The following is a 25,575-nucleotide window of genomic DNA, read 5'->3' as shown; positions in this document are numbered from 1 at the left end:
GAGGAACACGAAATGCCTAAAGTAACAGTATTCAATGTGAGCGGTTCGCAAGTTGGTGAACTGGAACTGGCAGATAGCGTTTTCGGTATTCAGCCAAATGCTCACGTTATGCATAGCGCTGTCGTTCTGCAGCAAGCTGCTGAGCGTCAAGGCACGCACAAAACGAAAGGTCGCTCCGAAGTACGCGGCGGCGGTCGTAAGCCTTGGAAACAAAAAGGCACGGGCCGTGCTCGTCAAGGTTCGATTCGCTCCCCGCAATGGGTTGGCGGCGGTACTGTATTCGGTCCAACGCCTCGCACTTACGGTTTCAAACTGCCTAAGAAGGTTCGTCGTCTGGCGATCAAATCCGCATTGTCTTCCAAAGTGATTGCAGAAAGCATCATCGTTCTGGATCAACTGACATTCGCGGCTCCTAAGACGAAGGAATTCAAAGGCATCCTGAACAACCTGAAAGTTGACCGCAAGGCACTGGTTGTTACAGCTAATTATGAGGATAATGTCGCATTGTCCGCTCGCAACATCCCTGGCGTGAAGTTCGTCGCTGCTGACGGCATCAATGTTCGCGATGTGCTTGTATACGACAAGCTGATCATTACCAAAGAAGCGGTAGAGAAAGTACAGGAGGTGCTTGCGTAATGAAAAATCCTCGCGATATTATCAAGCGCCCGGTTATTACGGAACGTTCCAGCGATTTCATGGCTAACAAACGTTATGTGTTTGAAGTCGATCTTCGCGCGAACAAAACGGAAATCAAACAAGCTGTTGAACAAATCTTTAACGTAAAAGTAACCGGCGTTAACACAATGCGTGTTGCGGGTAAACCTAAGCGTTATGGCAGACATAGCGGTTATAGACCTGACTGGAAAAAAGCTATCGTTCAACTGAGCGATGACAGCAAAGAACTTGAGTTCTTTGAAACGTCTGTATAGAAAAGGAGGGAAACCAAGTGCCAATCAAAAAGTACAAACCGACCTCTCCTGCACGTCGTAACATGTCCGTTTCGACATTCGAAGAAATTACGACAAGCACACCGGAGAAATCGTTGCTGGCTCCTCTGTTCAAGAAAGCAGGCCGCAACAACCAAGGTAAAATCACTGTTCGTCACCATGGCGGCGGACATAAGCGTAAATACCGTATTATCGACTTCAAACGTAATAAGGATGGCGTTGTAGGTAACGTGGCAACGATCGAATACGATCCGAACCGTACTTCCAACATCGCTCTGATCCACTACGTTGACGGCGCGAAAGCTTACATCATCGCACCGAAAGGTCTGAAAGTCGGCGATCAAATCGTTTCCGGACCAGACGCGGATATCAAAATCGGCAACGCGTTGCCGCTGAAGAACATCCCAGTTGGTACAGTTATCCACAACATCGAGTTGAAGCCGGGCAAAGGCGGCCAATTGGTTCGCGCAGCCGGCACAGAAGCTCAATTGCTGGGTAAAGAAGACGATTATGTTTCCATTCGCCTGAGCTCTGGCGAAGTTCGTCGTATACTCGCTACTTGCCGCGCGACAATCGGTTCCGTTGGCAACGAAGACCACGAGCTTGTGAAAATCGGTAAAGCCGGCCGTTCCCGTTGGCTTGGCAAACGTCCTGAAGTTCGCGGCGTTGTTATGAACCCGAACGATCACCCGCACGGTGGTGGTGAAGGCCGCGCTCCAATCGGACGCAAGTCGCCATTGTCTCCATGGGGCAAACCGACTCTTGGCTACAAAACTCGCAAGAAAAAGAAAGCATCGAGCCAATACATTATTCGTCGCCGCACGAAGTAATAGCTGCTTGATACAATCCGCGTGAGAGTGATCTCACGCCAGCGCTTATGCGAAGGGAGGATTCTACATGGGTCGCAGTTTGAAGAAAGGTCCGTTCATCGACGATCATCTGATGAAGAAAGTCGAAGAGCTGAATGAAACGAACAAAAAGGTCGTAATCAAAACATGGTCCCGTCGTTCGACGATTTTCCCGCAATTTATCGGACACACAGTTGCGGTGTATGACGGCCGTAAGCACGTGCCTGTATACGTGACTGAGGATATGGTAGGACACAAGTTCGGTGAGTTCGCGCCAACTCGTACGTACAAAGGCCATGCCAGCGATGACAAGAAAACGGGCAGACGTTAATTTGCCCTTTAACACTTTTTAAAGAACGAGAGGAGGTTCCCACATGCCAGAAGCTAAAGCGCACGTTAGATTCGTACGTATCGCTCCTCGCAAAGCGCAGCTCGTAGCGGACTTGATTCGCGGCAAGCAAGTAGGCGAGGCGATCGCGATTCTGCGTCACACTCCGAAGTCGGCTTCCCCGATTATCGAGAAGCTGCTCAACTCCGCGATTGCGAATGCTGAGCATAACTACCAGCTAGACGTGAACAAGTTGGTTGTATCGCAAGTATATGCGAACCAAGGACCAACCATGAAACGTTTCCGTCCTCGTGCTATGGGACGCGCTAGCCGGATTAACAAAAGAACCAGCCACATCACCTTGGTGGTATCTGAAAAATAAGGAGGGATAACGTGTGGGTCAAAAGGTAAATCCAGTCGGCCTTCGTGTCGGGATTATCCGTGATTGGGAATCCAAATGGTACGCAGGCAAAGACTTTGGCGATCTTCTTCTGGAAGACGTTAAAATTCGTGAATACTTGAAGAACAAGCTGAAAGACGCAGCAGTTTCCCATATCGAAATCGAGCGCGCGGCTAACCGCGTGAACGTGACGATCCAAACGGCTAAGCCGGGTATGGTTATCGGCAAGGGCGGTTCCGAAGTGGAAAACCTGCGCACGGAGCTTGGCAAAATTACGAACGGCAAGAAAGTTCATATCAATATCTCCGAAATCAAACAAGCGGATCTGGACGCTATCTTGGTAGCTGAAAGCATCGCTCAACAACTCGAGCGTCGCGTATCTTTCCGCCGCGCGCTGAAACAAGCGATCCAACGCTCCATGAGAGCTGGCGCTAAAGGAATCAAAACTGCGGTTAGCGGTCGTCTTGGCGGCGCTGAAATCGCACGTACTGAAGGATATAGCGAAGGAACGGTTCCACTTCACACGCTGCGCGCTGACATCGACTACGGTACAGCTGAAGCACATACAACTTACGGCCGCATCGGCGTAAAAGTATGGATCTATCGCGGTGAAGTCCTTCCTACGAAGAAGAAAGCTCCCCAGGAAGGAGGCAACTAATCATGTTGGTACCTAAACGTGTAAAACACCGCAAGCAACAACGCGGTAATATGAAAGGTCGCGCAAAAGGCGGCACTACTGTAGTGTTTGGCGAATACGGCCTTCAAGCGCTTGAGCCATCATGGATCACGAACCGCCAAATCGAAGCGGCTCGTATCGCGATGACACGTTACATCAAGCGTGGCGGTAAAGTATGGATCAAAATTTTCCCTGACAAGCCGATCACTCAAAAGCCTCTCGAGGTTCGTATGGGTAGCGGTAAAGGTAACGTTGAGAAATGGGTTGCCGTTGTAAAGCCGGGCAAAATCATGTTCGAGCTGGCTGGCGTACCTGAAGAAGTGGCTCGTGAAGCTATGCGCCTTGCGGCTCACAAACTGCCTGTCAAAACGAAGTTCGTGAAACGCGAAGAAGTGGGTGGTGAAGCAAATGAAGGCTAGTGAATTTCGCAACCTAACCTCTGCTGAGATTGAACAACAAATCGCTGGTTTCAAAGAAGAGCTGTTCAACCTTCGTTTCCAATTGGCTACAGGCCAACTGGATAACCCGACTCGGATTCGTGACGTGCGTAAGGAAATAGCTCGTGCTAAAACCGTTTTGCGTGAAAGAGAACTCGGAATCAGCAGCTAATAGATCCTTACCCTGAGACAGTACGATCACGGATGAAGGAAGGAGGAAGAACATGAGCGAACGCAATGCCCGCAAAGTTCAGATCGGCAAAGTCGTAAGCGACAAAATGGATAAAACAATCGTGGTGGCAGTCGAAACGTACAAAAAACACGATTTGTACCATAAACGCATCAAGTACACGAAGAAATACAAAGCGCATGACGAAAACAACACAGCGAAAATTGGCGATACCGTGAAAATCATGGAGACTCGTCCGTTGTCCAAAGACAAGCGCTTCAGACTCGTTGAAGTTGTCGAGAAAGCTGTTGTTCTCTAATAGCGTAAGAACGACCAAGCACTTTTCTGCTGAAAGGAGGACGTTACAATGATTCAACCATTTACACGTTTGAGAGTTGCCGACAACTCCGGCGCTAAGGAATTGATGTGTATCCGCGTCCTGGGCGGCACTGGCCGTCGCGTAGGTCACATCGGCGATCTGATCGTTTGCTCCGTCAAACAAGCAACGCCAGGCGGCGTTGTCAAAAAGGGCGACGTAGTTAAAGCGGTTATCGTTCGCACGAAGCGTTCCGTACGCCGTAAAGACGGTTCCTACATCGCATTCGACGAGAATGCTGCGGTAATCGTGAAGGAAGATAAGAGCCCGCGCGGTACTCGTATTTTCGGACCAGTTGCCCGTGAGCTTCGCGATAAAGATTTCATGAAAATCGTATCGCTTGCACCAGAAGTAATCTAAGGAACAACCATATAAAGCCTGAAAGCTTAAGCGAGCAGGAGGTGTAACAAATGCCAAGGCTGAAAAAAGTATTGGAATCCCACAACAATAAGCTGCACGTGAAAAAAGACGATACGGTAATCGTTATTTCCGGTAAAGACAAAGGCAAGAAAGGCCGCGTCATCGCAGCTTATCCGCGTGAAAACCGCGTTCTTGTAGAGGGTGTAAACATGGTGAAGAAGCACACGCGTCCTTCCCAAGCGAACCCGCAAGGCGGAATTATCGAGCAAGAAGCTCCAATCCACGTGTCGAACGTCATGCACGTAGATCCGAAGAGCGGCGGAGTAACTCGTATCGGTTACAAAGTGCTGGATAACGGTAAAAAAGTTCGGATTGCTAAAAAATCCGGAGCACAGATCGACTAATCGTTATGGTAGGAAAGGAGGTCCATGATCAATGACAGCAAGAATGAAAAGTCGCTTTCTTAATGAAATCACTCCTGCGCTGATGCAGAAGTTCAACTATACTTCGGTTATGCAAGTGCCGAAAATTGAGAAAGTTGTAATTAACATGGGTGTTGGCGAAGCGGTTTCCAACTCCAAAATTCTCGATGTTGCAGTAGAAGAGCTGCGCATCATCTCCGGTCAAAAACCGGTTGTCACTCGCGCGAAGAAGTCGATCGCAGGCTTCAAGCTTCGTGAGAACATGCCGATTGGGGTTAAGGTTACACTGCGCGGCGAGCGCATGTATCACTTCCTTGACAAGCTGTTCAACATCTCGCTTCCACGTGTACGCGACTTCCGCGGTGTATCGACTAAAGCATTCGACGGACGCGGGAACTACACGTTGGGCCTTAAAGAGCAGCTGATCTTCCCAGAGATCGAATACGATAAAGTTGACAAAGTTCGTGGTATGGACATCGTCATCGTGACGACGGCAAAAACGGACGAAGAATCCCGTGAGCTGCTGACCCAATTGGGCATGCCGTTTGCGAAGTAATCCACTAGTAGGAGGTGTAATACCCAGTGGCAAAAACTTCGATGAAAGTGAAGCAACAACGCACACCGAAATTCAAAGTGCGCGCTTATACGCGCTGTGAGCGTTGCGGCCGTCCGCACTCTGTTTTGCAAAAGTTTAAAATTTGCCGGATTTGTTTCCGCGAGTTAGCATACAAGGGCCAGATTCCTGGCGTTAAAAAAGCAAGCTGGTAATCAAGCCTAGTTCGGGAAGGAGGTTCACACGAAATGGTTATGTCTGATCCGATTGCAGATATGTTGACACGTATTCGCAACGCGAATGTCGTTCGTCACGAAACAGTGGAAATGCCTGCTTCGAAAGTGAAGAAGCAAATCGCTGAAATTTTGAAGCGCGAGGGCTTTATCCGCGATGCTGAATATATCGAGGACAACAAACAAGGGATTATCCGTATCTTCTTGAAATACGGCCCTAACCAAGAGCGCGTTATCACTGGTTTGAAGCGTATCTCGAAGCCAGGTCTGCGCGTATATACGCAAGCGACTGAAATTCCTCGCGTGCTTGGCGGACTTGGAATCGCGATTATCTCCACGTCCAAAGGCATCATGACGGACAAGGAAGCTCGCCAAGTGAAATCCGGCGGCGAAGTCGTCTGCTACGTTTGGTAAGAAATAAGTCAGAAAGACAGGAGGTGTAACAATGTCCCGTATTGGTCGTAAACCAATCCAAGTGCCTAACGGCGTTACCGTTACCTTGGACAACACAGTTGTAACAGTTAAAGGACCGAAAGGTACGCTTTCCCGTGAGTTCCACAAGGATATCAAAGTGAACGTTGCGGAGAACGAAATCGTAGTGGAACGTCCTTCCGATAATAAATTGCATCGTTCCTTGCACGGAACTACTCGTTCGTTGATCGCGAACATGGTGACAGGCGTTACTGAAGGCTTCACGAGAAATCTGGAGCTGGTAGGCGTAGGTTACCGCGCAAGCAAATCCGGCGACAAAATCGTGCTGAACGTTGGTTACTCTCACCCGGTTGAGATCGCGCCAGAGCAGAACATCGAGTTCGAAGTTCCTTCTAACACGAAGATTACCGTTCGCGGTATCGACAAAGAGCGCGTAGGCGCTATTGCCGCTCAAATCCGTTCCGTACGTGAGCCAGAGCCGTATAAAGGCAAAGGTATCAAATACGAAGGCGAGCGCATTCTTCGCAAAGAAGGTAAAGCTGGTAAGAAGAAATAAGGAACCTGAAGCGTTCCTTGCAATAGCTTCCTAAGGCATAAGGAAAGGAGTGAACCTTGGCATGATTACAAAAGGCGACAAGAACAAGGCTCGTCTGAAAAGACACCTTCGTGTTCGTAAAAAAATCAACGGTACAGCTGCACGTCCGCGTCTGTCTGTATTCCGTTCCTCCAAGCATATGTACGCTCAATTGATCGACGACGTAGCAGGTGTAACACTGGCTTCGGCATCCACTAAGGATAAAGAGCTGGCTGGACAAATCGGCAACGGCGGCAACGTTGAGGCGGCAGCGAAAGTTGGCGAGTTGATCGCTAAACGCGCAGTGGAAAAAGGCGTAACTGAAGTGGTATTCGACCGCGGCGGTTACTTGTATCACGGCAGAATTCAGGCGCTGGCAACAGCGGCACGCGAAGCAGGCCTGAATTTCTAATAACAAATAAGGAGGTAAAATGACTTGCGTGTAGATCCTAATACGTTAGAACTGACTGAAAAAGTCGTTCACATCAACCGCGTAGCGAAAGTTGTTAAAGGCGGACGCCGTTTCAGCTTCAGCGCGCTCGTAGTGGTCGGCGACGGTAAAGGCTACGTTGGCGCAGGGATCGGTAAAGCGGGCGAAGTACCTGATGCGATTCGCAAAGGTATTGAAGACGCTAAGAAAAACCTGATCCACGTACCACTCGTTAACACGACAATTCCTCACCTGGTCGTTGGACATTTCGGCGCTGGTGAAGTTCTTCTGAAGCCAGCATCTGAAGGTACAGGTGTTATCGCAGGCGGTCCAGTTCGCGCAGTGCTTGAGCTGGCTGGCGTAGGCGACATTTTAACGAAATCCCTTGGTTCTTCGAACTCCCTGAACATGGTTAACGCAACGCTTGAAGGTCTTTCCCGTCTGAAACGCGCGGAAGATGTTGCAAAGCTGCGCGGCAAAACAGTCGAAGAGCTGTTAGGTTAAGGAGGGACATACGATGGCAAAATTGCAAATCACCCTCGTTCGCAGTTTGATCGGCCGCAACGAGAAACAACGCGCAACGGTTGAAGCGCTCGGCCTTCGCAAAATTCGTCAATCGGTCGTTCTTAACGACAGCCCGGCTATCCGCGGTATGGTTAACGCGGTTAACCACCTGGTAAAAGTCGAAGAAGTTTAAGAATAGATCGTACTTTAACGAAATCTATAAGGAGGTGCACGAACGATGAAATTGCATGAGTTAGCACCAGCACCGGGCTCGACACAAGCACCTAAGCGTAAAGGTCGCGGTATCGGTTCCGGCAACGGCAAAACGGCAGGCAAAGGTCACAAAGGTCAAAACGCTCGCTCCGGCGGCGGCGTTCGTCCAGGTTTCGAGGGCGGACAAAACCCATTGTACCGTCGCGTACCGAAGCGTGGTTTCAACAACCCGTTCCGTACGGAATACGCGATTGTCAACATTGAAGAGCTTAACGGCTTTGCAGCAGGTACTGAAGTTACACCAGCGGTTCTTCTTGAACAAGGTATTGTAAAAAATCCTTTGGCAGGAATCAAGATCTTGGGTAATGGTGAATTGAAAGTAGCGCTTACTGTAAAAGCGAAAAAGTTCTCTCAATCTGCGGTAGAGAAAATCCAGGCTGCCGGCGGTAAAACCGAGGTGATCTAATTGTTCACAACCGTGTCCAACATTTGGAAGGTGGCGGATCTGCGTACAAGGATCCTGTTCACGCTTCTCATTCTACTCATCTACCGTATCGGCTCTTTCATTCCGGTACCGGGAGTTGACAAATCCGTATTCGAGAGCATTGATTCGGCGGGCGCAGACTTGTTCGGCCTGCTGAACACGTTCTCGGGCGGCGCGCTTTTCCAATTCTCCATCTTCGCGATCGGGATTACGCCATACATTACAGCTTCCATTATCGTGCAGCTGTTATCGATGGACGTTATCCCTAAATTTGCGGAATGGGCGAAGGAAGGCGAGAACGGCAAGCGCAAGCTTGCGCAAATGACGCGTTACGGTACAATTATTTTGGGTCTGGTGCAAGGCTTCGCGACAGCGATCGGCTTTAACCGCCAGTACGCTTATCAATTTGTTCCGAATGCTAACTTCACGGATTACTTGCTGATTGCGATCATCCTGACGGCCGGTACGGCTTTCTTGATGTGGCTCGGCGAGCAAATTACGGAAAGAGGTATCGGCAACGGTATCTCCATTCTGATCTTCGCGGCGATTGTTGCCGGTATCCCTGGCCATATCCGCACGATCTACGAATCCCAATTCGTAGGCGCTGAAGATCAAATGTTCTTGAACATCGCGAAAATGGTTCTGATCGTAATCGCGATCATCGCGATTATCGTCGGGGTTATTTTCATCCAGCAAGGTATCCGCAAGATTCCGGTTCAATACGCGAAGCGTGTTGTCGGACGCAAAATGTACGGCGGACAATCGACTCACATTCCGATGAAGGTTAACGGCGCAGGGGTTATCCCGGTTATCTTCGCGGTATCGCTGATCATGTTCCCTGTTACGATTGCGAACTTCTGGCAAGGGAAGCCTTGGGCGAATTGGATTATCGACAATATGAACTATGACAGACCGCTTGGTATGGTCTTGTACGTATTGCTGATTATCGGATTTACGTTCTTCTACACATTCGTGCAAATTAATCCGGTGCAAATGGCAGATCAGATGAAGAAGAATGGCGGATACATTCCGGGCATTCGTCCTGGCAAGCCGACTTCCGCTTACTTAACTCGCGTTATGTCGCGGATCACGCTTACGGGCGCTATCTTCCTGGCGGTCATCTCTGTACTTCCAGTGTTCTTCGGGGCGCTTGCTGGATTACCGCGCACAGTGCAGCTTGGCGGCACCTCCCTCCTCATCGTAGTCGGCGTAGCGCTTGACACGATGAAGCAGATCGAGAGCCAGTTGATCAAACGCCATTACAAAGGGTTTATCAATAAATAACAATAGGTTCGAATGCGGGCTGGCGCGCCTTCGAGATTTGCGCTTGGCCCGAACGAGCCTATTGTGTTTAAAGCGAGGAACACGGTAATGAACATTTTATTCATGGGCCCTCCGGGAGCCGGCAAGGGAACGCAAGCCGAGCGTATTGTAGAAGAGTTCGGTATTCCGCATATTTCGACCGGCGACGCTTTCCGTCTCGCGATGAAGCAAGGCACGCCGCTTGGGTTGAAAGCGAAGGAATATGTAGACCAAGGTCTGCTTGTTCCGGATGAAATTACGAACGGCATCGTGAAGGAGCGTCTCGCTCTGGACGATTGCAAGAAAGGGTTCTTGCTTGACGGATTCCCTCGCACGCTGCAGCAAGCCGAAGCGCTTGATGTTATGCTGACGGAGCTGGGCCGCAGCATCGACCATGTTGTGAATTTGAAAGTTGACCGCGGATTGCTGCTTGCTCGTTTGACGGGCAGACGTATCTGCAAATCTTGCGGAACGACCTACCATGTATTATTCAATCCTCCGAAGGTCGAAGGCGTCTGCGACAAAGACGGCGGAGAGCTGTATCAGCGTTCCGACGATACAGAGGAGAAAGTGGGCACGCGTCTGGATGAGTACACGTCCAAGACAGCTCCGCTTCTTGATTACTACAGCGGGAAAGGTCTCCTGCGTGAAGTCGACGGCGAGAAAGATATTGATGTCGTGACATCCGATATCGTTTCCTGCTTGAAAGGTACGTTGTAATGATTATTTGCAAATCCGAATCGGAGCTGCGATTAATGAGGGAAGCCGGACGCATCGTTGCGGAAACGCACCGACTAATGGCGCAGGCGGTACGGCCAGGCATCACCACAGGTGAGCTTGACGAAATTGCCGACAAGTACATTAGAAGCCAAGGCGCGACTCCTTCATTTAAAGGTTACAATGGATTTCCTTCCAGCATATGCGCTTCTGTCAATGACGAGCTGGTGCACGGCTTCCCTGGATCTCGCAAGTTAAATGAAGGCGATATTATTAGCATCGATATCGGCGCGCAGTACGAAGGCTATCACGGCGATTCCGCTTGGACCTACGCGGTCGGAACGGTAACGCCTGAAGTGCAGAAGCTGCTCGACGTAACGGAAGAATCGTTATATGCGGGTCTTGCGCTCGTCAAGCCGGATGTGAGACTCTATACAATATCGCACGCCATCCAGAAGGTGATCGAAGCGGCGGGCTTTTCGGTCGTTCGGGAATACGTAGGGCACGGAATCGGCGCGGAGCTTCATGAAGAGCCGCAAATACCGAACTACGGTATACCAGACAGAGGACCGCGGCTGAAGCCGGGTATGGTGCTTGCAATCGAGCCGATGGTTAATATCGGGAAACGGTATGTCCGGACGCTCGAGGACAATTGGACAGTCGTAACGCAAGACGGCTCCTGGTGCGCTCACTTCGAGCACACGGTAGCTGTCACAGAGGACGGCTTTGAAATCTTGACCAAACTGCCTGAGCAGACAGAGGGCTAACGATGGATGCTCGGCCCGAGATTGGTCAATTCGTCAAAGTGCTTCGAGGCAAAGACGAAGAAAGCTATGCCGTTATTATCGCTATCATCGACGAACGGTTCGTCCTGATCGCGGACGGCGATAAGCGGAAATTCGATTCGCCAAAGAAAAAGAACGTTCTGCATCTTCAGTTGCAGCCTGCCATTAGTCAAGAGGTCGTAAGCAGCTTGCAAGAGTCCGGCAGGGTAACCAATGCCAAGTTGCGTTATGTGATTCAGAAGTTTGCGTATGCGAAAGGAGAATGACGGTTGGCTAAGGAAGACGTCATTGAGGTCGAAGGAACGGTTATCGAGCCGTTGCCTAATGCCATGTTCAAGGTGGAGCTGGAGAACGGTCATCAGATTCTCGCCCATGTTTCCGGAAAGCTTAGAATGCACTTTATCCGCATTCTGACAGGAGACAAAGTGGTCATTCAGTTATCGCCTTATGATTTATCAAGAGGGCGCATCACCTATCGGAAGTAGGCCGTGACCTACGGCTTGCCCACGAAAGATTCGGGAGGTAATCACAATGAAGGTTAGACCTTCGGTTAAGCCAATTTGCGAAAAATGCAAAGTCATTCGTCGCAAAGGCAACGTTATGGTGATTTGTGAAAATCCGAAACACAAACAAAAACAAGGATAAAAGGAGGGAAAATTAGCCCATGGCACGTATAGCTGGTGTAGATATTCCGCGCGACAAGCGCGTTGAAATCGCCCTGACGTATATTTTCGGTATCGGCAAGACGACTTCTCAAAAAATCCTGGCTACCACAGGAGTTAATCCGGACACTCGCGTTCGCGATCTGACGGAGGATGAGCTGGCTCGTTTGCGCGAAGCTATCGACAAAAACGTTAAAGTGGAAGGCGACCTTCGCCGTGAAATTTCGCTTAACATCAAACGTCTGACTGAGATCGGCTGCTACCGTGGTCTTCGTCACCGTCGCGGTCTTCCTGTTCGCGGTCAACGTACGAAAACTAACGCTCGCACGCGCAAAGGTCCTCGTCGTACTGTAGCGAACAAGAAGAAATAAGAAGGGAGGATAATGATCAATGGCTAAACCAAAAAAAGTCGTTCGCACGAAACGTCGCGACCGGAAAAATATTGACAGCGGCGTGGCGCATATCCGCTCCACGTTCAACAACACGATCGTTACGATCACCGACCCGCACGGTAACGCAATTTCATGGGCTAGCTCCGGCAACCTTGGTTTCAAGGGTTCCCGCAAAAGCACCCCGTTTGCCGCTCAAATGGCTGCTGAATCCGCTGCAAAAGCTGCAATGGAGCACGGCATGAGAACGGTTGAGGTTATGGTTAAAGGACCAGGCGCTGGCCGTGAAGCCGCGATCCGTTCGCTTCAAGCTGCAGGATTGGAAGTTAACCTTATTAAGGATGTAACGCCAGTTCCGCACAACGGATGCCGCCCACCAAAACGTCGTCGCGTATAGTCGAATTTCTGGTGGTATCAAATAACAACAACTTGTGAATAATGGTTGTGAAGGTTTGGCATACTACGAGATTTGACATAAAAACGACTAGGTAACGGAGCGACGTTTGAAGGAGGGTACTATTGTGATTGAGATCGAAAAGCCGAAAATCGAAACCGTAGAACTGAATGATGAAGGAACCTACGGACGTTTCGTGGTCGAGCCGCTGGAACGCGGATACGGCACGACGCTGGGAAATTCGCTTCGCCGAATTCTGTTGTCGTCTTTGCCTGGTGCGGCTGTTACGTCGGTGCAAATCGACGGCGTGCTGCATGAGTTTTCGACGGTTCCCGGAGTGATTGAAGACGTAACGGAGATCATTCTGAACCTGAAAGGCCTGTCGCTCAAAATCCACTCCGACGAAGAGAAGGTACTGGAAATTGACGCGGAAGGCGAAGGCAACGTAACAGCGGGCGATATTCGAGCTGATAGCGATGTCGAGATTTTAAGCCCTGATCTTCACATCGCGACCTTGGCCTCCGGAGCGCGACTCCATATGCGGATTTTTGCAAATCGGGGACGCGGTTACGTGCAAGCGGACCGGAACAAGAGCGAAGATCAGCCGATTGGCGTAATTCCTGTCGATTCGATCTACACGCCCATAACTCGCGTTAATTACAGCGTAGAAAACACACGCGTCGGCCAAGTTACGAACTATGACAAGCTGACGCTTGAGGTTTGGACGGATGGCAGTATTCGCCCAGAAGAGGCTGTAAGCCTCGGCGCTAAAATATTGACCGAGCACTTGGACTTGTTCGTTGGATTAACGGATGAAGCCAAAGATGCGGAGATCATGGTTGAGAAGGAAGAGGACAAGAAAGAGAAGGTTCTGGAGATGACTATCGAAGAACTGGACCTTTCGGTACGTTCATATAACTGCTTGAAGCGCGCAGGCATCAATACCGTTCAAGAGCTGATTACGAAATCCGAAGAGGACATGATGAAGGTCCGCAACCTGGGCCGCAAGTCGCTTGAGGAAGTTCAAGAGAAGCTCGAAGAACTGGGACTTGGCCTTCGCATGGAAGAGTAGAACCGAGACAACCAGATAGACAAACGAGCAAGGGAGGGGAAAACAAGATGGCATATCAAAAACTAGGACGTGACGCTAGCGCGCGGAAAGCATTGTTCCGTGACCTCGTTACTGATCTTTTCCTGTATGAGCGCATTCAAACGACTGAAGCTAAAGCGAAAGAGGTTCGCTCCATCGCTGAAAAGCTGATCACAAAGGCTAAGAAAGGTGATCTTCACGCTCGTCGTCAAGTAGCAGCTTACGTGCGTCGCGAATCCGTAAACGGTGAGCAAGACGCAATTCAAAAGCTGTTCTCCGAGCTGGCTACTCGTTACTCGGAGCGCGCAGGCGGATACACGCGTATCCTGAAGCTGGGCCCTCGTCGCGGTGATTCCGCGCCTATGGTTTACCTTGAGCTGGTTGACCGCGCGTAAGACAACACATAGAAAGGGTGGACCCTCGAGGCCACCTTTTTTTTGTTGAAAAGTCTGCCGGAGTACACGGAGTGTTCTCAGCGGCAGATTGCAGGAGGAATGGCATGCGGAATATTTGCATGAAGGTGAGTTATGACGGCAGTGGCTTTAACGGCTTTCAATCGCAGCCGAAGGGCAGAACGGTTCAGGATGAGATCGAGAAAGCGATCAAGCATTTAACGGGAGAACCTATCGTGATCATTGGTTCAGGCCGTACGGATGCTGGCGTTCACGCAATGGGTCAGGTGTTCAACTTCCATACCGCATCGACGATCCCGACGGAGCGTTGGGCAATCGCGTTGAATACGCGGCTGCCGAAGGATATCGTCATTCGGGATGCCTGGGATGTGCCGGATGCCTTCCACTCCAGACGGTCCGCAAAGCGGAAGACGTATCGCTATTCGATTGATATCGGGAAGTTTCCGGATGTTTTCGCTAGAGCGTACCGGTTCCACCATCCGACCAAGCTTAACATAGAGGCCATGGCTGAAGGACTGTCCTACCTAATCGGAACGCACGATTTCACTTCTTACACATCGATTCACTCGACGAAGCCTCATCATATCCGCACGGTATACGAAGCTTATTTCGAAAAAGAAGGACAAGCCGTCCATATGTACATTACAGGAAATGGCTTCTTGTACAATATGGTACGGGTCATTATGGGGACGTTGCTATGGGTAGGCCAAGGAAAGCTAAAGCCTGAGGATATGAAGCTGATCCTTGAAGGCAAATCGAGATCGCTTGCCGGTCCGACGGCAATGCCGCACGGATTGACGCTTGTTGATGTGGAATATGGGGATGCGGCGGTTGAGCCGGCGGAGGCCACAGATCATGACGATGATGAATAATGTATGAGGTTAACCATTCATAGAAAAACCGACGCTCGATCAGCGTCGGTTTCTGAATGCTTATTATTTGAGGACGAAATCGCCCGAGCCCGTCTGCACGTTGAGCTTGACCTCGCCTGCGCCGAACGCGCCTGCGATTTCATCATCGCCGTTAGAGCCTCTCTCGTAGCTAAAACCGTCCAAGCGAATTTTGCCGTCTCCCGAGCCCGCGGAAAACGTAACCGCGAGGGAGTCCGGATCATTCTTCAACGAAACGGTGACATTGCCGCTTCCTGTCGTTAAGTCGGTATCGTAAAGTAAATCATCGGCATGGAGAGAGATGTCTCCGGAGCTTGTTTCTCCCGATATGGCGCCAGTGCCGTCTTCGAAAGAAACGTCGCCGCTGCCGACGGAGAAGCGGATTTGTTCTGCGGCATAACGCTCCGCCTCGATATCGCCGCTATCTGTTTCAAGCTCAAGCGAATGGCTAGTCACATTGTTTAGCTCGATGTCGCCGCTGCCTACTTTTAATACGAGACTATTGTCTACTGTGATGCGATTCACTTCGATATCGCCGGAATCGGCTTGAATCTCGGCGCTTGCGAATTGTTGTTCGTCAATCCGGATGTCGCCGCTGCCTACCTGAACATTCCATTCATTCCATGCCTGTTCGGGAAGCTCAATCGTCAATTTGATGTTGGACCAGTTGAATCCGAACTGAAAGCCCTGCTCTCCAATTAAAGTAACGTAGAGGGTGTCGTCATTTTTTTCTGTTGTAAAATCAATGTTTTTAATTACGTTTTTGGATGCGCGGCCTTGAAGCGTAAGCACAGCTTCGGAGCCTCTGCCTGGTACAAAGCTGACGTCGAGGCTGCCTGACTCGACATCGAGATTCGAGATGTCATTCAGGTCGACAGTCTGCTGTTCATACACTTCGGCAGTGAAATAGTTTTTTACGGCTTCCAGCGGCGACTTTCCTTCGTTCGTAAAGACGTAATATAAGCCGATTAGGCCGATAATGACAAGGAAAACGCCAAAAGCGGATCTTGGTCTCATGTTTCGATTTCTCTCCTATCGTATCTGTCGGGCCGAGGCCCGGCTGCATATGTGATAGACTCATTGTAACAGCGGGAGGAAATGGATGGAACAGCCCGTTGATGTAGAGCGATACCCGACCTAGGTCTAGGAGGCGGCTCGAAATAAAAAGGGAGCGAAAAGGGAAATACAGCTTGCGCTTCTCTAGGCTTTATAGTAGAATATAACTTGTGCTTTCTTAGTGGCTCTCCCACAGCCCCGACTAAGAATGGCCGCAAAAGCAGTATCCAACAATGTATAACAAACCAACGGAAACGTTGTTATAAAAACGATTAATGTTAACCGAATTAAGGAGGATCATCCATGCGTACCACCTATATGGCTAAGCCAAATGAAGTTGAGCGTAAATGGTTCGTCATCGATGCGGAAGGCAAAACGCTCGGACGTCTGGCTAGCGAAGCTGCAAGTTTGATTCGCGGTAAGCACAAGCCGCAATTCACGCCACATATTGACACCGGCGATTTCGTAATCGTGATCAACGCTGAGAAAATCGTACTGACAGGCAACAAAATGGCTGACAAGAAATACTACCGTCACTCCCTGTACCCAGGTGGCCTGAAGGTTACTCCGGCACAAGAGATGATCAAGAACAAGCCAGAGCGCGTAATTGAAATGGCTGTACACGGCATGTTGCCGAAGAACCGTCTTGGCAACAAGATGAAGCTTAAGTTGAAAGTTTACGCAGGTGCGGAACATCCACATCAAGCCCAAAACCCTGAAGTCTACGAGCTTCGCGGGTAATAAAGAGGAGGACACGTTTCATGGCTCAAGTGCAATACTATGGAACCGGTCGTCGTAAACACTCTGTTGCGCGTGTACGTCTCGTGCCGGGTGAAGGACGAATCATTGTAAATAAACGCGATTTGAATGAATATTTCGGTTTGGAAACACTCAAACTGATCGTTAAACAACCGCTGAACCTGACTGACACATTGTCCAAGTACGATGTGCTCGTTATCGCTAACGGCGGCGGTATGTCCGGCCAAGCTGGCGCTATCCGTCACGGTATCTCCCGCGCTCTGCTGAAAGCAGACCCTGAGTTCCGTCCGGCTCTGAAGCGCGCAGGCTTCCTGACTCGCGATCCGCGTATGAAAGAACGTAAGAAATACGGTCTTAAAGCGGCTCGTCGCGCTCCACAGTTCTCGAAACGTTAATATTCAAACAAACGCCTTTTCTGCTCAGCAGAGAAGGCGTTTTTTGCGTATTGACCGCAAAGCGGGAACGAATGCTGGAACATGCCCATGCCTTTTTTCATTTAATGGATAATGGCCCTCATGAAACAAATCATCAAGGGAAAAAGTTATCATTGAACTGAGGGCATCACTAGCGTATAATCTTTAATACAGAGCAAATTACTAGGAATTAATAACGGAGGTCATTCGCATGAATCTGTTTGAAAAAGAAGCTTTAATCGCGAAGCAAGCAGTTGAGCTCGAGAACGCAACACCGGAAGAAATTATTCGTTTTGCCGTTGAAACATTCCCGAACATTACATTTGCGTGCAGCTTCGGCGCAGAGGATGTTGTTCTTGTAGACATGCTTCAGAAGATTAGCCCGAAGACGGATATTTTCTACCTGGATACGGATTTCCACTTCAAAGAAACGTACGAGACGCGCGACCGCCTGGCTGAGCGTTACCCTGGCATTCCATTCGTAGAAGTAAAGCCGGAAATCACTCCGGAAGAGCAGGCTGCACAATATGGCGAAGAACTGTGGAAATCCGACGCGAACAAATGCTGCGATATCCGGAAAGTTCAACCGCTGACTAAGATCCTTTCGAAGTATGAGGCTTGGATTACAGGCATTCGCCGCGACCAAGCGCCTACTCGCGCGAACGCGAAGAAGATCGAATATGACGTGAAGTTTGGTCTCGTGAAATTCAATCCGATCGCAAGCTGGACAAGTGAAGACGTGTGGAATTACATCCGTGAGAACAACGTCGTCTATAATCCGCTGCATGACAACAACTACCCAAGCATCGGCTGTGAGCACTGCACGCGTCAAGTAATGCCGGGCGAAGACCCTCGCGCTGGACGCTGGTCTGGCCAAGAGAAAACGGAGTGCGGATTGCATAAATAAGAAAGCCATACATTTAGGAGGATTTAAACGATTATGAGTCAGATTCTACCTCATGGCGGCGTACTGGTTAACCGGATCGCCGAAGGCGCAGAGCGCGAATCGCTTCTTCAAGAAGCCAAAAGTCTTACTCCTATCACGATTAACACGTGGACGATTTCGGACCTGGATTTAATCGGCGTTGGCGCTTTTTCCCCGCTGACTGGATTCCTGAACGAAGAGGACTACAAGTCCGTCGTTCATCATACAAGACTGGCGAACGGTCTCGTATGGAGCATTCCGATTACGTTGGCTGTTCAAGAAGAGACGGTATCCAAGCTGAAGGTTGGCGAACGCGCGGCGCTTATCGGCGAAGACGGCGTAACGTATGGCGTTATTAACGTAGAAAGCATTTACTCCGTGGATCAAAAGGTAGAAGCGGTAAACGTGTTTAAGACCGATGATCTCGCGCATCCGGGCGTACAGAAGCTTCTTGAGCGTCCGTCCACCTATGTTGGCGGTTCGATTACCGTTCTGAACCGTCCGCAGCCGGAGAAGTTCCAGGAGTTTTATTTCGACCCTGCTGAAACGCGCCGTATCTTTGCGGAGAAAGGCTGGAAGACGGTGGTTGGCTTCCAGACGCGCAACCCGGTTCACCGCGCGCATGAATACATTCAGAAAACGGCAATGGAAATCGTGGACGCTTTGTTCCTGAACCCGCTGGTCGGCGAAACAAAGTCCGACGACGTACCGGCTAACGTGCGCATGAAGAGCTACCTGGCGCTGCTGGAGAACTATTATCCGGCGGACCGTGTATTCCTGGGCGTGTTCCCGGCGGCTATGCGTTACGCGGGTCCTCGCGAAGCGATTTTCCATGCGCTTGTTCGCAAAAACTATGGATGTACCCATTTCATCGTAGGCCGCGACCATGCGGGCGTCGGCGATTATTACGGCACGTATGAAGCGCAGGAATTGCTGAAGTCGATTCCGGCTGAAGATCTCGGCATTACGCCGCTGTATTTCGAGCACAGCTTCTACTGCACGACTTGCGGCAACATGGCAACGACCAAGACCTGTCCGCATGACAAGTCGGCGCATTTAACGCTTTCCGGAACAAAGGTCCGCGGCATGCTTCGCGACGGCATTTGCCCTCCGCCGGAGTTTTCGCGTCCAGAGGTTGCGAAAATTTTGATCGAAGGCATGACGGAACAGCCGGTCGGTTAAGGATCATTTTTTGAATAGCTGCAAAGCACATAAATAACCATCTTGTCCCATATACATGAATGTACGCATAAGGCTTATCCCACGGATACAGCCTTCGGAAGCGAGCACTCATCGATATGGAAGACGAGGTGGTTTTTTTGATGCGCCGACTGAAGCGGCATTTCGTAGTATGGATGACCTACAAGGGAATGCTTCGAATAGCGGTGGCCATGCTTGTTCTTGTATTGACCGGACTGCTGCTGCGGCAGACGATGCCGACAACAGGCACCTGGTCGTATTGGACGCTGCCGCTGTCAGGCAAAACGATCGCTATTGACGCAGGTCATGGCGGAGCCGATGGGGGAGCCGTCAGTAAAAGCGGCGTCATAGAGAAGGACCTGAATCTGGCGATCGCGATTTTTTTACGGGATTATTTGCAGCAGGCGGGAGCGACGGTCATTATGACCCGGGAAGGCGATTACGATCTCGCTTCGGGAGATGCCAACGCCTACAGCAAACGGAAAACAGAGGATTTGATCCGCAGAGCGAAGCTGATCAATGAAAGCGGAGCTAACATCGTCGTCAGCATTCATATGAACAGTATTCCGCAGGAGAGGTGGTCGGGCGCGCAGACGTTCTACCATCCGTCGAACCATCCGGATAACAAGCTGCTGGCTCATTTCATCCAGGATGAAATTAAGCGCAATTTGGAGAACACGACGCGGATCGCCTCAACCAAGAAGGATGTCTATTTGATGAAAGCGATCAAGGATGTGCCGACGGCGCTTGTTGAGGTTGGTTTCTTATCGAATCCCGGCGAGGCGCAGCGTCTGGTCGATTCGGACTACCAGCGCAAGGTGGCGGCTTCGATCTATCAGGGCATTCTTCGCTATTCTTCGGGAGAGAAGCTGAGCGGCAGCGCGCAGGAGCAGATCGAGCTTCAGAACGGCAAGTAAAGGAGCACATTGCGGGGAGAAGAGCGGGCCTTCATGATTTTGGGACTTCCTGTGCTATAATAGATAGCATAAGCTCTTTTATTCCATAAAGGTGGGACACATATTATGTTGACACGCGAGCAAGCAGTACAGGCCATCGAAACGGCGATGGCCTCCGGATACAGCGCGGAAGGCATCAGCTTCCGCGACGTCATGGTGAGGAACCGTCAAGTATCGCTGACGGTTCTGGGAGCGAGCGCGGAGCGCCAGCCCGCGCTCGAGGCCTCGCTTCGCGAGGCGCTGGCGCCGCTCGGCGTCGAAACCGTGCATTGCCGGTTTCGGGACGAGGCGGCGCCTCCGGCGGGCGGCGCGCAGGCTGCGCCCGCCGGAGGCGCGAGCGGCCCCGTACAAGGGCACGGGGCCGGCCTGGCCAGCCCGCTGCTCGGACCCGGCAGCGGGACAACCTTTATCGCCGTCGCCAGCGGCAAAGGCGGCGTCGGCAAGTCCACGGTGACCGTCAATCTGGCGGTCGCCTTGGCCCGTAAAGGCAAGCGCGTCGGCATCATCGACGCGGACATCTACGGCTTCAGCGTGCCCGATATGATGGGCATCGAGGAGCGCCCGGTCGTCGTGAACGAGCGCGTCATCCCGATAGAACGCTTCGGCGTCAAAGTGATTTCAATGGGCTTTTTCGTCGAAGACAACAGCCCGATCGTATGGCGCGGTCCGATGCTCGGCAAGATGCTGCGCAACTTCTTCCAAGAAATCGAGTGGGGCGAGCTCGACTACATGCTCCTCGACTTGCCGCCGGGAACAGGTGACGTTGCGCTCGACGTGCATCAGATCATCCCGCAAAGCAAGGAGATTATCGTGACGACGCCACATGCAACTGCCGCATTCGTCGCTGCCCGCGCAGGCGCGATGGCGATCAAAACCGAGCATGAAATTATCGGCGTTGTGGAAAACATGTCTTACTTCGTATCCAAATCAGGGGAGAAGGAATACGTGTTCGGCAGAGGGGGAGGAGGCAAGCTGGCGGAGACGCTGCATTGCGACCTGCTGGCGCAAATCCCGCTTGGCGCGCCGGATAATCATCCGTCGGAGCCTGACTTCTCGCCGTCGGTATATAAAGCCGATACGGAGACAGGCGCGCTATACCTGGAGCTTGCGGAGAGCGTTATGGCGCGCTGCGAACGTTAAGGCTCCGAATCTTTAATCCATTTCATTCCATGATAAAGCCCATGCAGTTGGGAGCCGCTCCTTCCGGAGCCTTGCTTCCAACCGCATGGGCTTCTTTTTCTTCAGGAATTACTGCTCGCCGCCGCCTTCTCCCCCGCCGCTGCCATCTTCGCCGCCGCTGTCTCCGCCTTCACTGCCGCCTTGACCTTCTTCTTGGGACTTCACTTTTTCATCTGGCTTCGTTGTAAGCTCCTCTTGAACGGCTTTCTTCATGAGATCCAGCACTTCCAGACGGAAGAGAGGGTTCTGCATAGACTCCTGCATCAGCGACATTACCTCTTTACGGTATTGAGCGCTTTTTAATACCTGGAGAATCATTTTCTCCATCTCCGGGTTTTGCAGCGTTTTAACCAACTCCTGCTGGTAAGAAGGATCCTTGATCAATTCTTTGTGAATGTCTTTATTTTCCTTCATGACCGATTTCGCGAATTCGCCGGCAAAACGCGTGTCCGTCATCAGCTTTTTAATGACTTTGTCGTATTCGGGCGAGCTGATGACATCTTTTACCGCAAGACGAACTTCTTCTTGATCCTGAACGGACAGCAGCTTAGACTGCTGCGTGCTATATCCGGAGAGTTGCTGTGACGATTCCTGCAGCGCCTTTTGAGCGTCTTCCGTCTTTAGAATATCAATAACCATCGACTTGACATCCTTATAGCTGAGCTGCTGCGTGCTCGCCTGTGTAGTTCCGCCGCAGCTTGTTAAGACCAAAGTGAACGCTATAAGAGATGAGGATAAAGCCCATCGAATGCGCATGTCCTGCTTGCTCCCTTCTATGTCAATGCTTGGCAGTGTGGAGGCTAGCGCCCTGCGCGAAATTGCGCCGGACTTAGCGCTGGATTGTTAGTTATTATGTGCATTGTTCACCGTTTTATCATGGACGGGCATTAGCTTTTTGATGTGATCGTGGTAAAATAAAGGGAATGGCTAAAAGCTGCTTACGAAGGATGTTTGCGTCCGCAAACATTGGAGGAGGATAAACGTGAACTTACGCAAATGGTTCTTTTTATTTTGGAGTACGATGGCGGTAGGGATGCTGGTTTGCGTCGTTATCGGTTCGATCATGCTGTTGACCGATCAAGAATTTGGTTTTCTTGGGTTTGAGGCGACAGGCTTTAATGCGCTAATGATGGGAATCTCGGGGCTTATGATCGGAGCCTTCAGCCAGATGGGCTTTTTTGCGTATCTGACTTTAAACTATATTGCGCTTAGCGTGTTCCGCAAAAAATATTTATGGAACACCCTTCAGGGCTACACAACCTTGTTTGCTGTATTTATGCTCGGATACGTGTTGTTTGAAGACCGCACGAACGATTGGTTTTTCTGGGTGCTGCCGCTCATTACGCTCATCGCATCCTTGGGGGTATCCTGGCTGAAAGTGAAGCAGACGAACAAAAGCGCCTTTGTGCCGACAATGTTTTTAATGTTCGTCATTACCTTTATCGAGGCTTGGCCGGCTCTGCAAGGGGAGACGAATATTGCGGCTATCGTCTTTATGATGTTCCCGTTGTTTATTTGTAATGCATACCAGAATATGATGATGCACCGTCTGCTCAAAAAAGAAACAACCGACTCCGCGTCTGTGCCCGCGAAATCGGCTGGTTAGTATCTATTGAAGTGAAACGGCGGATTCTGGCGACATCGATTGCTTATCCTGCACGGCGCTGCCTTCCGTTTCGGTTTGCGTAATCAGCTGCGTGACGCTGACGAACTCGTAGCCATCGGCGCGAAGCTGATCGATAATGGCCGGCAAAGCTTCATGGGTTTGCGTGACCGTATCGCTGGCATGCATCAGTATAATATCGCCAGGGTGCGTGCGGGAGACGACGCGGTTAATAATTTTGTCCGTGCCGATATTCATCCAATCCATGGAATCGGTGTCCCATTGAATGACTTTGTACTGCAGCTCCTCGGCGATGCGCAGAACTCTTTTGTCGAAGTCGCCGTTAGGGAGGCGGATCAGATTCGGCTGTTTGCCCGTTATATCGGACAAAATCGTATGCGCCGTCTGAATCTGCTTGCGGATCTCTTCATCGCTAAGTTTGCTGTAGAAGTCGTGCTTGTGTCCATGGCTGCCGATTTCGTAGCCCGCATCTTGAATCTTTTTCACGAGGTCAGGATGGGCTTGGCTCCATGGAGAGGATAAGAAGAAGGTGGCTTGCTTGATGTTCTTTTCCTTCAGCACTTCCAGAATAGGCTCGGCACGCTTGTCCCCCCAGCTAATATCGAACGTCAGCGCGACAACCTTCTTATCGGTTGGAACGCTATAGATGGCGGCAGGCTGTTGAGGCGCAAATACCGTGATGTTGTCCCGTTCGGAATAGATAATGCCAATGGAGAAGACCAACGCGATCATAATAAAAAAGTACCTTTTCAGCTTTTTGCCGTTCATGACGTAGAACATGTTCATGGTGAAAAGCGCTCCTCTCTTTTCTTCGCCCCGCAAGGAGGGCGTTTAACATTTTGCGTTTGTAGTACAATCTATGCTCGTACACCGGAGATATTCGTTCTCTTTTAAAAATAAGAGCAATCTTTGATTGAAGCCTATGCTGCGGGGGTGTTCATTTGTTCAAGCCAAGCGCGATCATTCAGCATTTTAAAGAGATGCGGGGATATATTAGCTTTTCGTTTATTTTGTTTTTTGCAAGTATTGTTGTGGGCGGTACCAATACCAGCTTTCATTCGTTCCTTAACGGACAATTAGAAGGGCTGGGGCAGCTAGTGGACATGGTCGGAAACAATACGCTGCTCATGATGCTTGTTATATTTCTAAACAACGCGATAAAGTCCATCTTGATTATGTATCTGGGCGCCTTTTACGGAGTCATTCCGTTTTTCTTTATTGTCACGAACGGCATGGTCATTGGATATCTCCTTGAAGCTGCATCGAACTCCACTTCTCCGGACGCTTTGCCCGTGTGGGAGATTATCGTAAAGGGACTGCTTCCGCATGGCATCATTGAAATTCCGGCGATTATTTTTGCTTGCGCTTACGGCTTGAAGTTTGGAGGTCTTGTGTTCCGTGCGTCGGGAAGCTTGGTTTTTGCTCGGGGGAAGCTGGGCGGTATCGGGAAGGAGATCGAGCATTTTGCGATTCGAACCGTGCCGATGATCGTCATTTTGACCGTAGCGCTGTTGATTGCATCCGTCATTGAAAGCACAATAACAACTTGGTTGTTAAAATAGTGTAATAATCTTTCCATAATTTGAGCATAACAGTAAGGCGGCGTCCAAACGCATTAGCGAAGGAGCCGCTTTTTTGTACGTCTCACGACGGTCCATACGCACCATACATCCAAAGGAGGCCGCAAACAGCTATGCTCGGAATACTATTCAATGACAAGGAATGCAAAGAACTCGATTACGTCCTTCGCAAAGAACTCGATGAAATGCTGCTCGATCTTAACGACTCCAGATTAGATGGCGACATCAAAAGCGCGATTACAAGAAGATACAAAATCATCTTCCGCATGTATGCCAGAATCGCATCTCCGAAAGAGCTCTCGCGCTACGCGCTAAATGTTCGTACATACCGTTCCTAGGTTATATGAAAGAGAAATCAAAAAAATTAAAAATAGGGGTTGCATTCAAATGGGCCCCTGTGATATATTATAAAAGTCGCCGCTGAGACACGGGCGACACGAAAGAAAAGAGATTGTTCTTTGAAAACTGAACAACGAGCGAAACTGCCCTGTTAATTCGGTAACGAGTTAATAGATATAAGAAGTTTTCGTACTCGGCTTTAGCCGATGCGAAAAGCTTCAAGCAACAAACGTAATGAGCAATCAAACACTTTTCTGGAGAGTTTGATCCTGGCTCAGGACGAACGCTGGCGGCGTGCCTAATACATGCAAGTCGAGCGGAGTTATTCCTTCGGGGATAACTTAGCGGCGGACGGGTGAGTAACACGTAGGTAACCTGCCTGTAAGACTGGGATAACATTCGGAAACGAATGCTAATACCGGATACGCGAGTTGGTCGCATGGCCGACTCGGGAAAGACGGAGCAATCTGTCGCTTACAGATGGACCTGCGGCGCATTAGCTAGTTGGTGAGGTAA

42 protein-coding genes and 1 rRNA gene are annotated in these 25,575 nt (G+C 50.3%); 40 read left to right on the top strand and 3 right to left on the bottom strand.

Annotated features, from left to right (window positions below):
- Positions 1-12 precede the first annotated feature (12 nt).
- The 30 genes from rplD to truA all read left to right on the top strand — a co-directional run bounded on the left by rplD (position 13) and on the right by truA (position 15,010).
- On the top strand, positions 13-636 hold the full coding sequence (gene rplD, locus D3P08_RS24710; RefSeq protein ID WP_119602802.1) for a 50S ribosomal protein L4: 624 nt from the start codon (positions 13-15) through the stop codon (positions 634-636).
- The gene (gene rplW, locus D3P08_RS24705) at positions 636-929 is read left to right on the top strand and encodes a 50S ribosomal protein L23 (RefSeq protein WP_119602801.1); all 294 of its coding nucleotides are present in this window, start codon (positions 636-638) and stop codon (positions 927-929) included. The genes rplD and rplW overlap by 1 nt, the downstream gene beginning before the upstream one ends.
- A gap of 17 nt (positions 930-946) precedes the next feature.
- Positions 947-1,777: a 50S ribosomal protein L2 gene (rplB, locus tag D3P08_RS24700; protein WP_119602800.1), complete on the top strand. Its 831-nt coding sequence runs from the start codon at positions 947-949 to the stop codon at positions 1,775-1,777.
- A 67-nt stretch (positions 1,778-1,844) separates the two neighbouring features.
- Positions 1,845-2,126 (top strand): 30S ribosomal protein S19, encoded by a 282-nt coding sequence (gene rpsS / locus D3P08_RS24695; protein WP_119602799.1) that lies wholly within the window; start codon positions 1,845-1,847, stop codon positions 2,124-2,126.
- 43 nt (positions 2,127-2,169) lie between these two features.
- On the top strand, positions 2,170-2,505 hold the full coding sequence (gene rplV / locus D3P08_RS24690; protein WP_119602798.1) for a 50S ribosomal protein L22: 336 nt from the start codon (positions 2,170-2,172) through the stop codon (positions 2,503-2,505).
- Between the two features lie 13 nt (positions 2,506-2,518).
- On the top strand, positions 2,519-3,181 hold the full coding sequence (gene rpsC / locus D3P08_RS24685; protein WP_119602797.1) for a 30S ribosomal protein S3: 663 nt from the start codon (positions 2,519-2,521) through the stop codon (positions 3,179-3,181).
- A 2-nt stretch (positions 3,182-3,183) separates the two neighbouring features.
- Positions 3,184-3,618, top strand: a complete 435-nt coding sequence (gene rplP, locus D3P08_RS24680) for a 50S ribosomal protein L16 (RefSeq protein ID WP_119602796.1) — start codon at positions 3,184-3,186, stop codon at positions 3,616-3,618.
- Entirely contained in the window at positions 3,608-3,808 is a 201-nt protein-coding gene (gene rpmC, locus D3P08_RS24675) for a 50S ribosomal protein L29 (RefSeq protein WP_119602795.1), read from the top strand. The genes rplP and rpmC overlap by 11 nt, the downstream gene beginning before the upstream one ends.
- Before the next feature lie 52 nt (positions 3,809-3,860).
- Entirely contained in the window at positions 3,861-4,124 is a 264-nt protein-coding gene (gene rpsQ, locus D3P08_RS24670; RefSeq protein WP_119602794.1) for a 30S ribosomal protein S17, read from the top strand.
- Between the two features lie 48 nt (positions 4,125-4,172).
- Complete coding sequence (gene rplN, locus D3P08_RS24665; RefSeq protein ID WP_087570318.1) at positions 4,173-4,541, top strand: 50S ribosomal protein L14; 369 nt, start codon at positions 4,173-4,175, stop codon at positions 4,539-4,541.
- Positions 4,542-4,591: 50 nt separating this feature from the next.
- The gene (gene rplX, locus D3P08_RS24660; protein ID WP_119602793.1) at positions 4,592-4,945 is read left to right on the top strand and encodes a 50S ribosomal protein L24; all 354 of its coding nucleotides are present in this window, start codon (positions 4,592-4,594) and stop codon (positions 4,943-4,945) included.
- A 31-nt stretch (positions 4,946-4,976) separates the two neighbouring features.
- Positions 4,977-5,519 (top strand): 50S ribosomal protein L5, encoded by a 543-nt coding sequence (rplE, locus tag D3P08_RS24655; protein WP_119602792.1) that lies wholly within the window; start codon positions 4,977-4,979, stop codon positions 5,517-5,519.
- Between the two features lie 26 nt (positions 5,520-5,545).
- Positions 5,546-5,731, top strand: a complete 186-nt coding sequence (locus D3P08_RS24650; protein ID WP_013312154.1) for a type Z 30S ribosomal protein S14 — start codon at positions 5,546-5,548, stop codon at positions 5,729-5,731.
- A gap of 33 nt (positions 5,732-5,764) precedes the next feature.
- Entirely contained in the window at positions 5,765-6,163 is a 399-nt protein-coding gene (gene rpsH / locus D3P08_RS24645) for a 30S ribosomal protein S8 (protein ID WP_119602791.1), read from the top strand.
- Positions 6,164-6,194: 31 nt separating this feature from the next.
- Entirely contained in the window at positions 6,195-6,737 is a 543-nt protein-coding gene (gene rplF / locus D3P08_RS24640) for a 50S ribosomal protein L6 (protein WP_119602790.1), read from the top strand.
- A 61-nt stretch (positions 6,738-6,798) separates the two neighbouring features.
- Positions 6,799-7,167, top strand: coding sequence for a 50S ribosomal protein L18 (rplR, locus tag D3P08_RS24635; RefSeq protein WP_119602789.1), 369 nt, complete (start codon positions 6,799-6,801; stop codon positions 7,165-7,167).
- A gap of 24 nt (positions 7,168-7,191) precedes the next feature.
- Positions 7,192-7,689 carry a 30S ribosomal protein S5 gene (gene rpsE, locus D3P08_RS24630; RefSeq protein WP_119602788.1) on the top strand — a complete coding sequence of 166 codons (498 nt, stop codon included), beginning with the start codon at positions 7,192-7,194 and terminating at the stop codon, positions 7,687-7,689.
- Positions 7,690-7,702: 13 nt separating this feature from the next.
- On the top strand, positions 7,703-7,882 hold the full coding sequence (gene rpmD / locus D3P08_RS24625; protein WP_119602787.1) for a 50S ribosomal protein L30: 180 nt from the start codon (positions 7,703-7,705) through the stop codon (positions 7,880-7,882).
- Between the two features lie 45 nt (positions 7,883-7,927).
- Positions 7,928-8,368: a 50S ribosomal protein L15 gene (gene rplO, locus D3P08_RS24620; protein WP_119602786.1), complete on the top strand. Its 441-nt coding sequence runs from the start codon at positions 7,928-7,930 to the stop codon at positions 8,366-8,368.
- Positions 8,369-9,670 carry a preprotein translocase subunit SecY gene (secY, locus tag D3P08_RS24615; protein WP_119602785.1) on the top strand — a complete coding sequence of 434 codons (1,302 nt, stop codon included), beginning with the start codon at positions 8,369-8,371 and terminating at the stop codon, positions 9,668-9,670. It begins immediately after the preceding gene.
- An 87-nt stretch (positions 9,671-9,757) separates the two neighbouring features.
- Positions 9,758-10,408, top strand: coding sequence for an adenylate kinase (locus D3P08_RS24610; protein WP_119602857.1), 651 nt, complete (start codon positions 9,758-9,760; stop codon positions 10,406-10,408).
- Positions 10,408-11,172: a type I methionyl aminopeptidase gene (map, locus tag D3P08_RS24605; RefSeq protein ID WP_119602784.1), complete on the top strand. Its 765-nt coding sequence runs from the start codon at positions 10,408-10,410 to the stop codon at positions 11,170-11,172. Before D3P08_RS24610 ends, map begins: the two co-directional genes overlap by 1 nt.
- 2 nt (positions 11,173-11,174) lie before the next feature.
- The gene (locus D3P08_RS24600) at positions 11,175-11,456 is read left to right on the top strand and encodes a KOW domain-containing RNA-binding protein (protein ID WP_119602783.1); all 282 of its coding nucleotides are present in this window, start codon (positions 11,175-11,177) and stop codon (positions 11,454-11,456) included.
- Between the two features lie 3 nt (positions 11,457-11,459).
- Complete coding sequence (gene infA / locus D3P08_RS24595; protein WP_015847200.1) at positions 11,460-11,675, top strand: translation initiation factor IF-1; 216 nt, start codon at positions 11,460-11,462, stop codon at positions 11,673-11,675.
- A gap of 46 nt (positions 11,676-11,721) precedes the next feature.
- Positions 11,722-11,835, top strand: a complete 114-nt coding sequence (gene rpmJ / locus D3P08_RS24590; RefSeq protein WP_003333770.1) for a 50S ribosomal protein L36 — start codon at positions 11,722-11,724, stop codon at positions 11,833-11,835.
- Between the two features lie 19 nt (positions 11,836-11,854).
- On the top strand, positions 11,855-12,223 hold the full coding sequence (gene rpsM / locus D3P08_RS24585; protein ID WP_119602782.1) for a 30S ribosomal protein S13: 369 nt from the start codon (positions 11,855-11,857) through the stop codon (positions 12,221-12,223).
- A 19-nt stretch (positions 12,224-12,242) separates the two neighbouring features.
- Complete coding sequence (gene rpsK, locus D3P08_RS24580; protein WP_116050217.1) at positions 12,243-12,638, top strand: 30S ribosomal protein S11; 396 nt, start codon at positions 12,243-12,245, stop codon at positions 12,636-12,638.
- A 124-nt stretch (positions 12,639-12,762) separates the two neighbouring features.
- Complete coding sequence (locus D3P08_RS24575) at positions 12,763-13,707, top strand: DNA-directed RNA polymerase subunit alpha (protein WP_119602781.1); 945 nt, start codon at positions 12,763-12,765, stop codon at positions 13,705-13,707.
- A gap of 47 nt (positions 13,708-13,754) precedes the next feature.
- On the top strand, positions 13,755-14,120 hold the full coding sequence (gene rplQ / locus D3P08_RS24570; protein WP_119602780.1) for a 50S ribosomal protein L17: 366 nt from the start codon (positions 13,755-13,757) through the stop codon (positions 14,118-14,120).
- A 104-nt stretch (positions 14,121-14,224) separates the two neighbouring features.
- Positions 14,225-15,010 (top strand): tRNA pseudouridine(38-40) synthase TruA, encoded by a 786-nt coding sequence (gene truA, locus D3P08_RS24565; protein WP_119602779.1) that lies wholly within the window; start codon positions 14,225-14,227, stop codon positions 15,008-15,010.
- A gap of 63 nt (positions 15,011-15,073) precedes the next feature.
- Here truA and D3P08_RS24560 read toward each other — a convergent pair whose 3' ends face one another.
- Positions 15,074-16,045, bottom strand: coding sequence for a DUF4097 family beta strand repeat-containing protein (locus D3P08_RS24560; RefSeq protein WP_119602778.1), 972 nt, complete (start codon positions 16,043-16,045; stop codon positions 15,074-15,076).
- A 342-nt stretch (positions 16,046-16,387) separates the two neighbouring features.
- On the opposite strand from D3P08_RS24560, the gene rplM reads away from it, so the two are divergent.
- The 6 genes from rplM to D3P08_RS24530 all read left to right on the top strand — a co-directional run bounded on the left by rplM (position 16,388) and on the right by D3P08_RS24530 (position 21,477).
- Entirely contained in the window at positions 16,388-16,825 is a 438-nt protein-coding gene (rplM, locus tag D3P08_RS24555) for a 50S ribosomal protein L13 (RefSeq protein WP_119602777.1), read from the top strand.
- A gap of 20 nt (positions 16,826-16,845) precedes the next feature.
- Entirely contained in the window at positions 16,846-17,238 is a 393-nt protein-coding gene (rpsI, locus tag D3P08_RS24550) for a 30S ribosomal protein S9 (protein ID WP_028609625.1), read from the top strand.
- 229 nt (positions 17,239-17,467) lie between these two features.
- Positions 17,468-18,163: a phosphoadenylyl-sulfate reductase gene (locus D3P08_RS24545; RefSeq protein ID WP_119602776.1), complete on the top strand. Its 696-nt coding sequence runs from the start codon at positions 17,468-17,470 to the stop codon at positions 18,161-18,163.
- Between the two features lie 33 nt (positions 18,164-18,196).
- Positions 18,197-19,363 carry a sulfate adenylyltransferase gene (gene sat / locus D3P08_RS24540; protein WP_119602775.1) on the top strand — a complete coding sequence of 389 codons (1,167 nt, stop codon included), beginning with the start codon at positions 18,197-18,199 and terminating at the stop codon, positions 19,361-19,363.
- A 140-nt stretch (positions 19,364-19,503) separates the two neighbouring features.
- Positions 19,504-20,298, top strand: a complete 795-nt coding sequence (gene cwlD, locus D3P08_RS24535; protein WP_119602774.1) for an N-acetylmuramoyl-L-alanine amidase CwlD — start codon at positions 19,504-19,506, stop codon at positions 20,296-20,298.
- A gap of 105 nt (positions 20,299-20,403) precedes the next feature.
- On the top strand, positions 20,404-21,477 hold the full coding sequence (locus tag D3P08_RS24530; RefSeq protein WP_119602773.1) for an Mrp/NBP35 family ATP-binding protein: 1,074 nt from the start codon (positions 20,404-20,406) through the stop codon (positions 21,475-21,477).
- 108 nt (positions 21,478-21,585) lie between these two features.
- On the opposite strand, the gene gerD is transcribed toward D3P08_RS24530, so the two are convergent.
- Positions 21,586-22,272: a spore germination lipoprotein GerD gene (gene gerD, locus D3P08_RS24525; protein ID WP_162848593.1), complete on the bottom strand. Its 687-nt coding sequence runs from the start codon at positions 22,270-22,272 to the stop codon at positions 21,586-21,588.
- A gap of 226 nt (positions 22,273-22,498) precedes the next feature.
- Here gerD and D3P08_RS24520 point away from each other — a divergent pair, with 226 nt between their 5' ends.
- Complete coding sequence (locus tag D3P08_RS24520) at positions 22,499-23,122, top strand: KinB-signaling pathway activation protein (RefSeq protein ID WP_240647738.1); 624 nt, start codon at positions 22,499-22,501, stop codon at positions 23,120-23,122.
- A 3-nt stretch (positions 23,123-23,125) separates the two neighbouring features.
- Here the strand turns inward: D3P08_RS24520 and pdaB are convergent, their stop codons facing one another.
- Positions 23,126-23,926: a polysaccharide deacetylase family sporulation protein PdaB gene (gene pdaB, locus D3P08_RS24515; RefSeq protein ID WP_119602772.1), complete on the bottom strand. Its 801-nt coding sequence runs from the start codon at positions 23,924-23,926 to the stop codon at positions 23,126-23,128.
- Between the two features lie 155 nt (positions 23,927-24,081).
- On the opposite strand from pdaB, the gene D3P08_RS24510 reads away from it, so the two are divergent.
- From D3P08_RS24510 to D3P08_RS24500, 3 genes are all read left to right on the top strand, one after another.
- Positions 24,082-24,702: a stage II sporulation protein M gene (locus tag D3P08_RS24510; protein ID WP_119602771.1), complete on the top strand. Its 621-nt coding sequence runs from the start codon at positions 24,082-24,084 to the stop codon at positions 24,700-24,702.
- A gap of 131 nt (positions 24,703-24,833) precedes the next feature.
- Positions 24,834-25,058, top strand: coding sequence for a hypothetical protein (locus D3P08_RS24505; protein WP_119602770.1), 225 nt, complete (start codon positions 24,834-24,836; stop codon positions 25,056-25,058).
- A 252-nt stretch (positions 25,059-25,310) separates the two neighbouring features.
- A 16S ribosomal RNA gene (locus D3P08_RS24500) occupies positions 25,311-25,575 on the top strand; the annotation flags it as partial.

This window comes from Paenibacillus nanensis (genome assembly GCF_003583765.1).
In the GTDB taxonomy this organism is placed as follows: Bacteria; Bacillota; Bacilli; order Paenibacillales; family Paenibacillaceae; genus Pristimantibacillus; species Pristimantibacillus nanensis.
Note: the sequence above shows the minus strand (reverse complement) of the source record. Positions and strands in the feature narration are given on the sequence as shown.

Coding starts and splice junctions, on each gene's coding strand:
- rpsI (WP_028609625.1), top strand. CDS start 16,846: ATGGCTCAAGTGCAATACTATGGAACCGGTCGTCGTAAACACTCTGTT.
- D3P08_RS24530 (WP_119602773.1), top strand. CDS start 20,404: ATGTTGACACGCGAGCAAGCAGTACAGGCCATCGAAACGGCGATGGCC.
- rplE (WP_119602792.1), top strand. CDS start 4,977: ATGACAGCAAGAATGAAAAGTCGCTTTCTTAATGAAATCACTCCTGCG.
- rplR (WP_119602789.1), top strand. CDS start 6,799: ATGATTACAAAAGGCGACAAGAACAAGGCTCGTCTGAAAAGACACCTT.
- rplX (WP_119602793.1), top strand. CDS start 4,592: ATGCCAAGGCTGAAAAAAGTATTGGAATCCCACAACAATAAGCTGCAC.
- gerD (WP_162848593.1), bottom strand. CDS start 22,272: ATGCGCATTCGATGGGCTTTATCCTCATCTCTTATAGCGTTCACTTTG.
- D3P08_RS24505 (WP_119602770.1), top strand. CDS start 24,834: ATGCTCGGAATACTATTCAATGACAAGGAATGCAAAGAACTCGATTAC.
- rpsS (WP_119602799.1), top strand. CDS start 1,845: ATGGGTCGCAGTTTGAAGAAAGGTCCGTTCATCGACGATCATCTGATG.
- D3P08_RS24560 (WP_119602778.1), bottom strand. CDS start 16,045: ATGAGACCAAGATCCGCTTTTGGCGTTTTCCTTGTCATTATCGGCCTA.
- truA (WP_119602779.1), top strand. CDS start 14,225: ATGCGGAATATTTGCATGAAGGTGAGTTATGACGGCAGTGGCTTTAAC.
- rplV (WP_119602798.1), top strand. CDS start 2,170: ATGCCAGAAGCTAAAGCGCACGTTAGATTCGTACGTATCGCTCCTCGC.
- rplQ (WP_119602780.1), top strand. CDS start 13,755: ATGGCATATCAAAAACTAGGACGTGACGCTAGCGCGCGGAAAGCATTG.
- rplP (WP_119602796.1), top strand. CDS start 3,184: ATGTTGGTACCTAAACGTGTAAAACACCGCAAGCAACAACGCGGTAAT.
- rpsQ (WP_119602794.1), top strand. CDS start 3,861: ATGAGCGAACGCAATGCCCGCAAAGTTCAGATCGGCAAAGTCGTAAGC.
- rpmD (WP_119602787.1), top strand. CDS start 7,703: ATGGCAAAATTGCAAATCACCCTCGTTCGCAGTTTGATCGGCCGCAAC.
- rpmJ (WP_003333770.1), top strand. CDS start 11,722: ATGAAGGTTAGACCTTCGGTTAAGCCAATTTGCGAAAAATGCAAAGTC.
- rplM (WP_119602777.1), top strand. CDS start 16,388: ATGCGTACCACCTATATGGCTAAGCCAAATGAAGTTGAGCGTAAATGG.
- rpmC (WP_119602795.1), top strand. CDS start 3,608: ATGAAGGCTAGTGAATTTCGCAACCTAACCTCTGCTGAGATTGAACAA.
- pdaB (WP_119602772.1), bottom strand. CDS start 23,926: ATGAACATGTTCTACGTCATGAACGGCAAAAAGCTGAAAAGGTACTTT.
- rplN (WP_087570318.1), top strand. CDS start 4,173: ATGATTCAACCATTTACACGTTTGAGAGTTGCCGACAACTCCGGCGCT.
- sat (WP_119602775.1), top strand. CDS start 18,197: ATGAGTCAGATTCTACCTCATGGCGGCGTACTGGTTAACCGGATCGCC.
- cwlD (WP_119602774.1), top strand. CDS start 19,504: ATGCGCCGACTGAAGCGGCATTTCGTAGTATGGATGACCTACAAGGGA.
- rplO (WP_119602786.1), top strand. CDS start 7,928: ATGAAATTGCATGAGTTAGCACCAGCACCGGGCTCGACACAAGCACCT.
- rplF (WP_119602790.1), top strand. CDS start 6,195: ATGTCCCGTATTGGTCGTAAACCAATCCAAGTGCCTAACGGCGTTACC.
- rplW (WP_119602801.1), top strand. CDS start 636: ATGAAAAATCCTCGCGATATTATCAAGCGCCCGGTTATTACGGAACGT.
- D3P08_RS24545 (WP_119602776.1), top strand. CDS start 17,468: ATGAATCTGTTTGAAAAAGAAGCTTTAATCGCGAAGCAAGCAGTTGAG.
- rplD (WP_119602802.1), top strand. CDS start 13: ATGCCTAAAGTAACAGTATTCAATGTGAGCGGTTCGCAAGTTGGTGAA.
- rpsK (WP_116050217.1), top strand. CDS start 12,243: ATGGCTAAACCAAAAAAAGTCGTTCGCACGAAACGTCGCGACCGGAAA.
- rpsH (WP_119602791.1), top strand. CDS start 5,765: ATGGTTATGTCTGATCCGATTGCAGATATGTTGACACGTATTCGCAAC.
- D3P08_RS24600 (WP_119602783.1), top strand. CDS start 11,175: ATGGATGCTCGGCCCGAGATTGGTCAATTCGTCAAAGTGCTTCGAGGC.
- rpsM (WP_119602782.1), top strand. CDS start 11,855: ATGGCACGTATAGCTGGTGTAGATATTCCGCGCGACAAGCGCGTTGAA.
- D3P08_RS24610 (WP_119602857.1), top strand. CDS start 9,758: ATGAACATTTTATTCATGGGCCCTCCGGGAGCCGGCAAGGGAACGCAA.
- map (WP_119602784.1), top strand. CDS start 10,408: ATGATTATTTGCAAATCCGAATCGGAGCTGCGATTAATGAGGGAAGCC.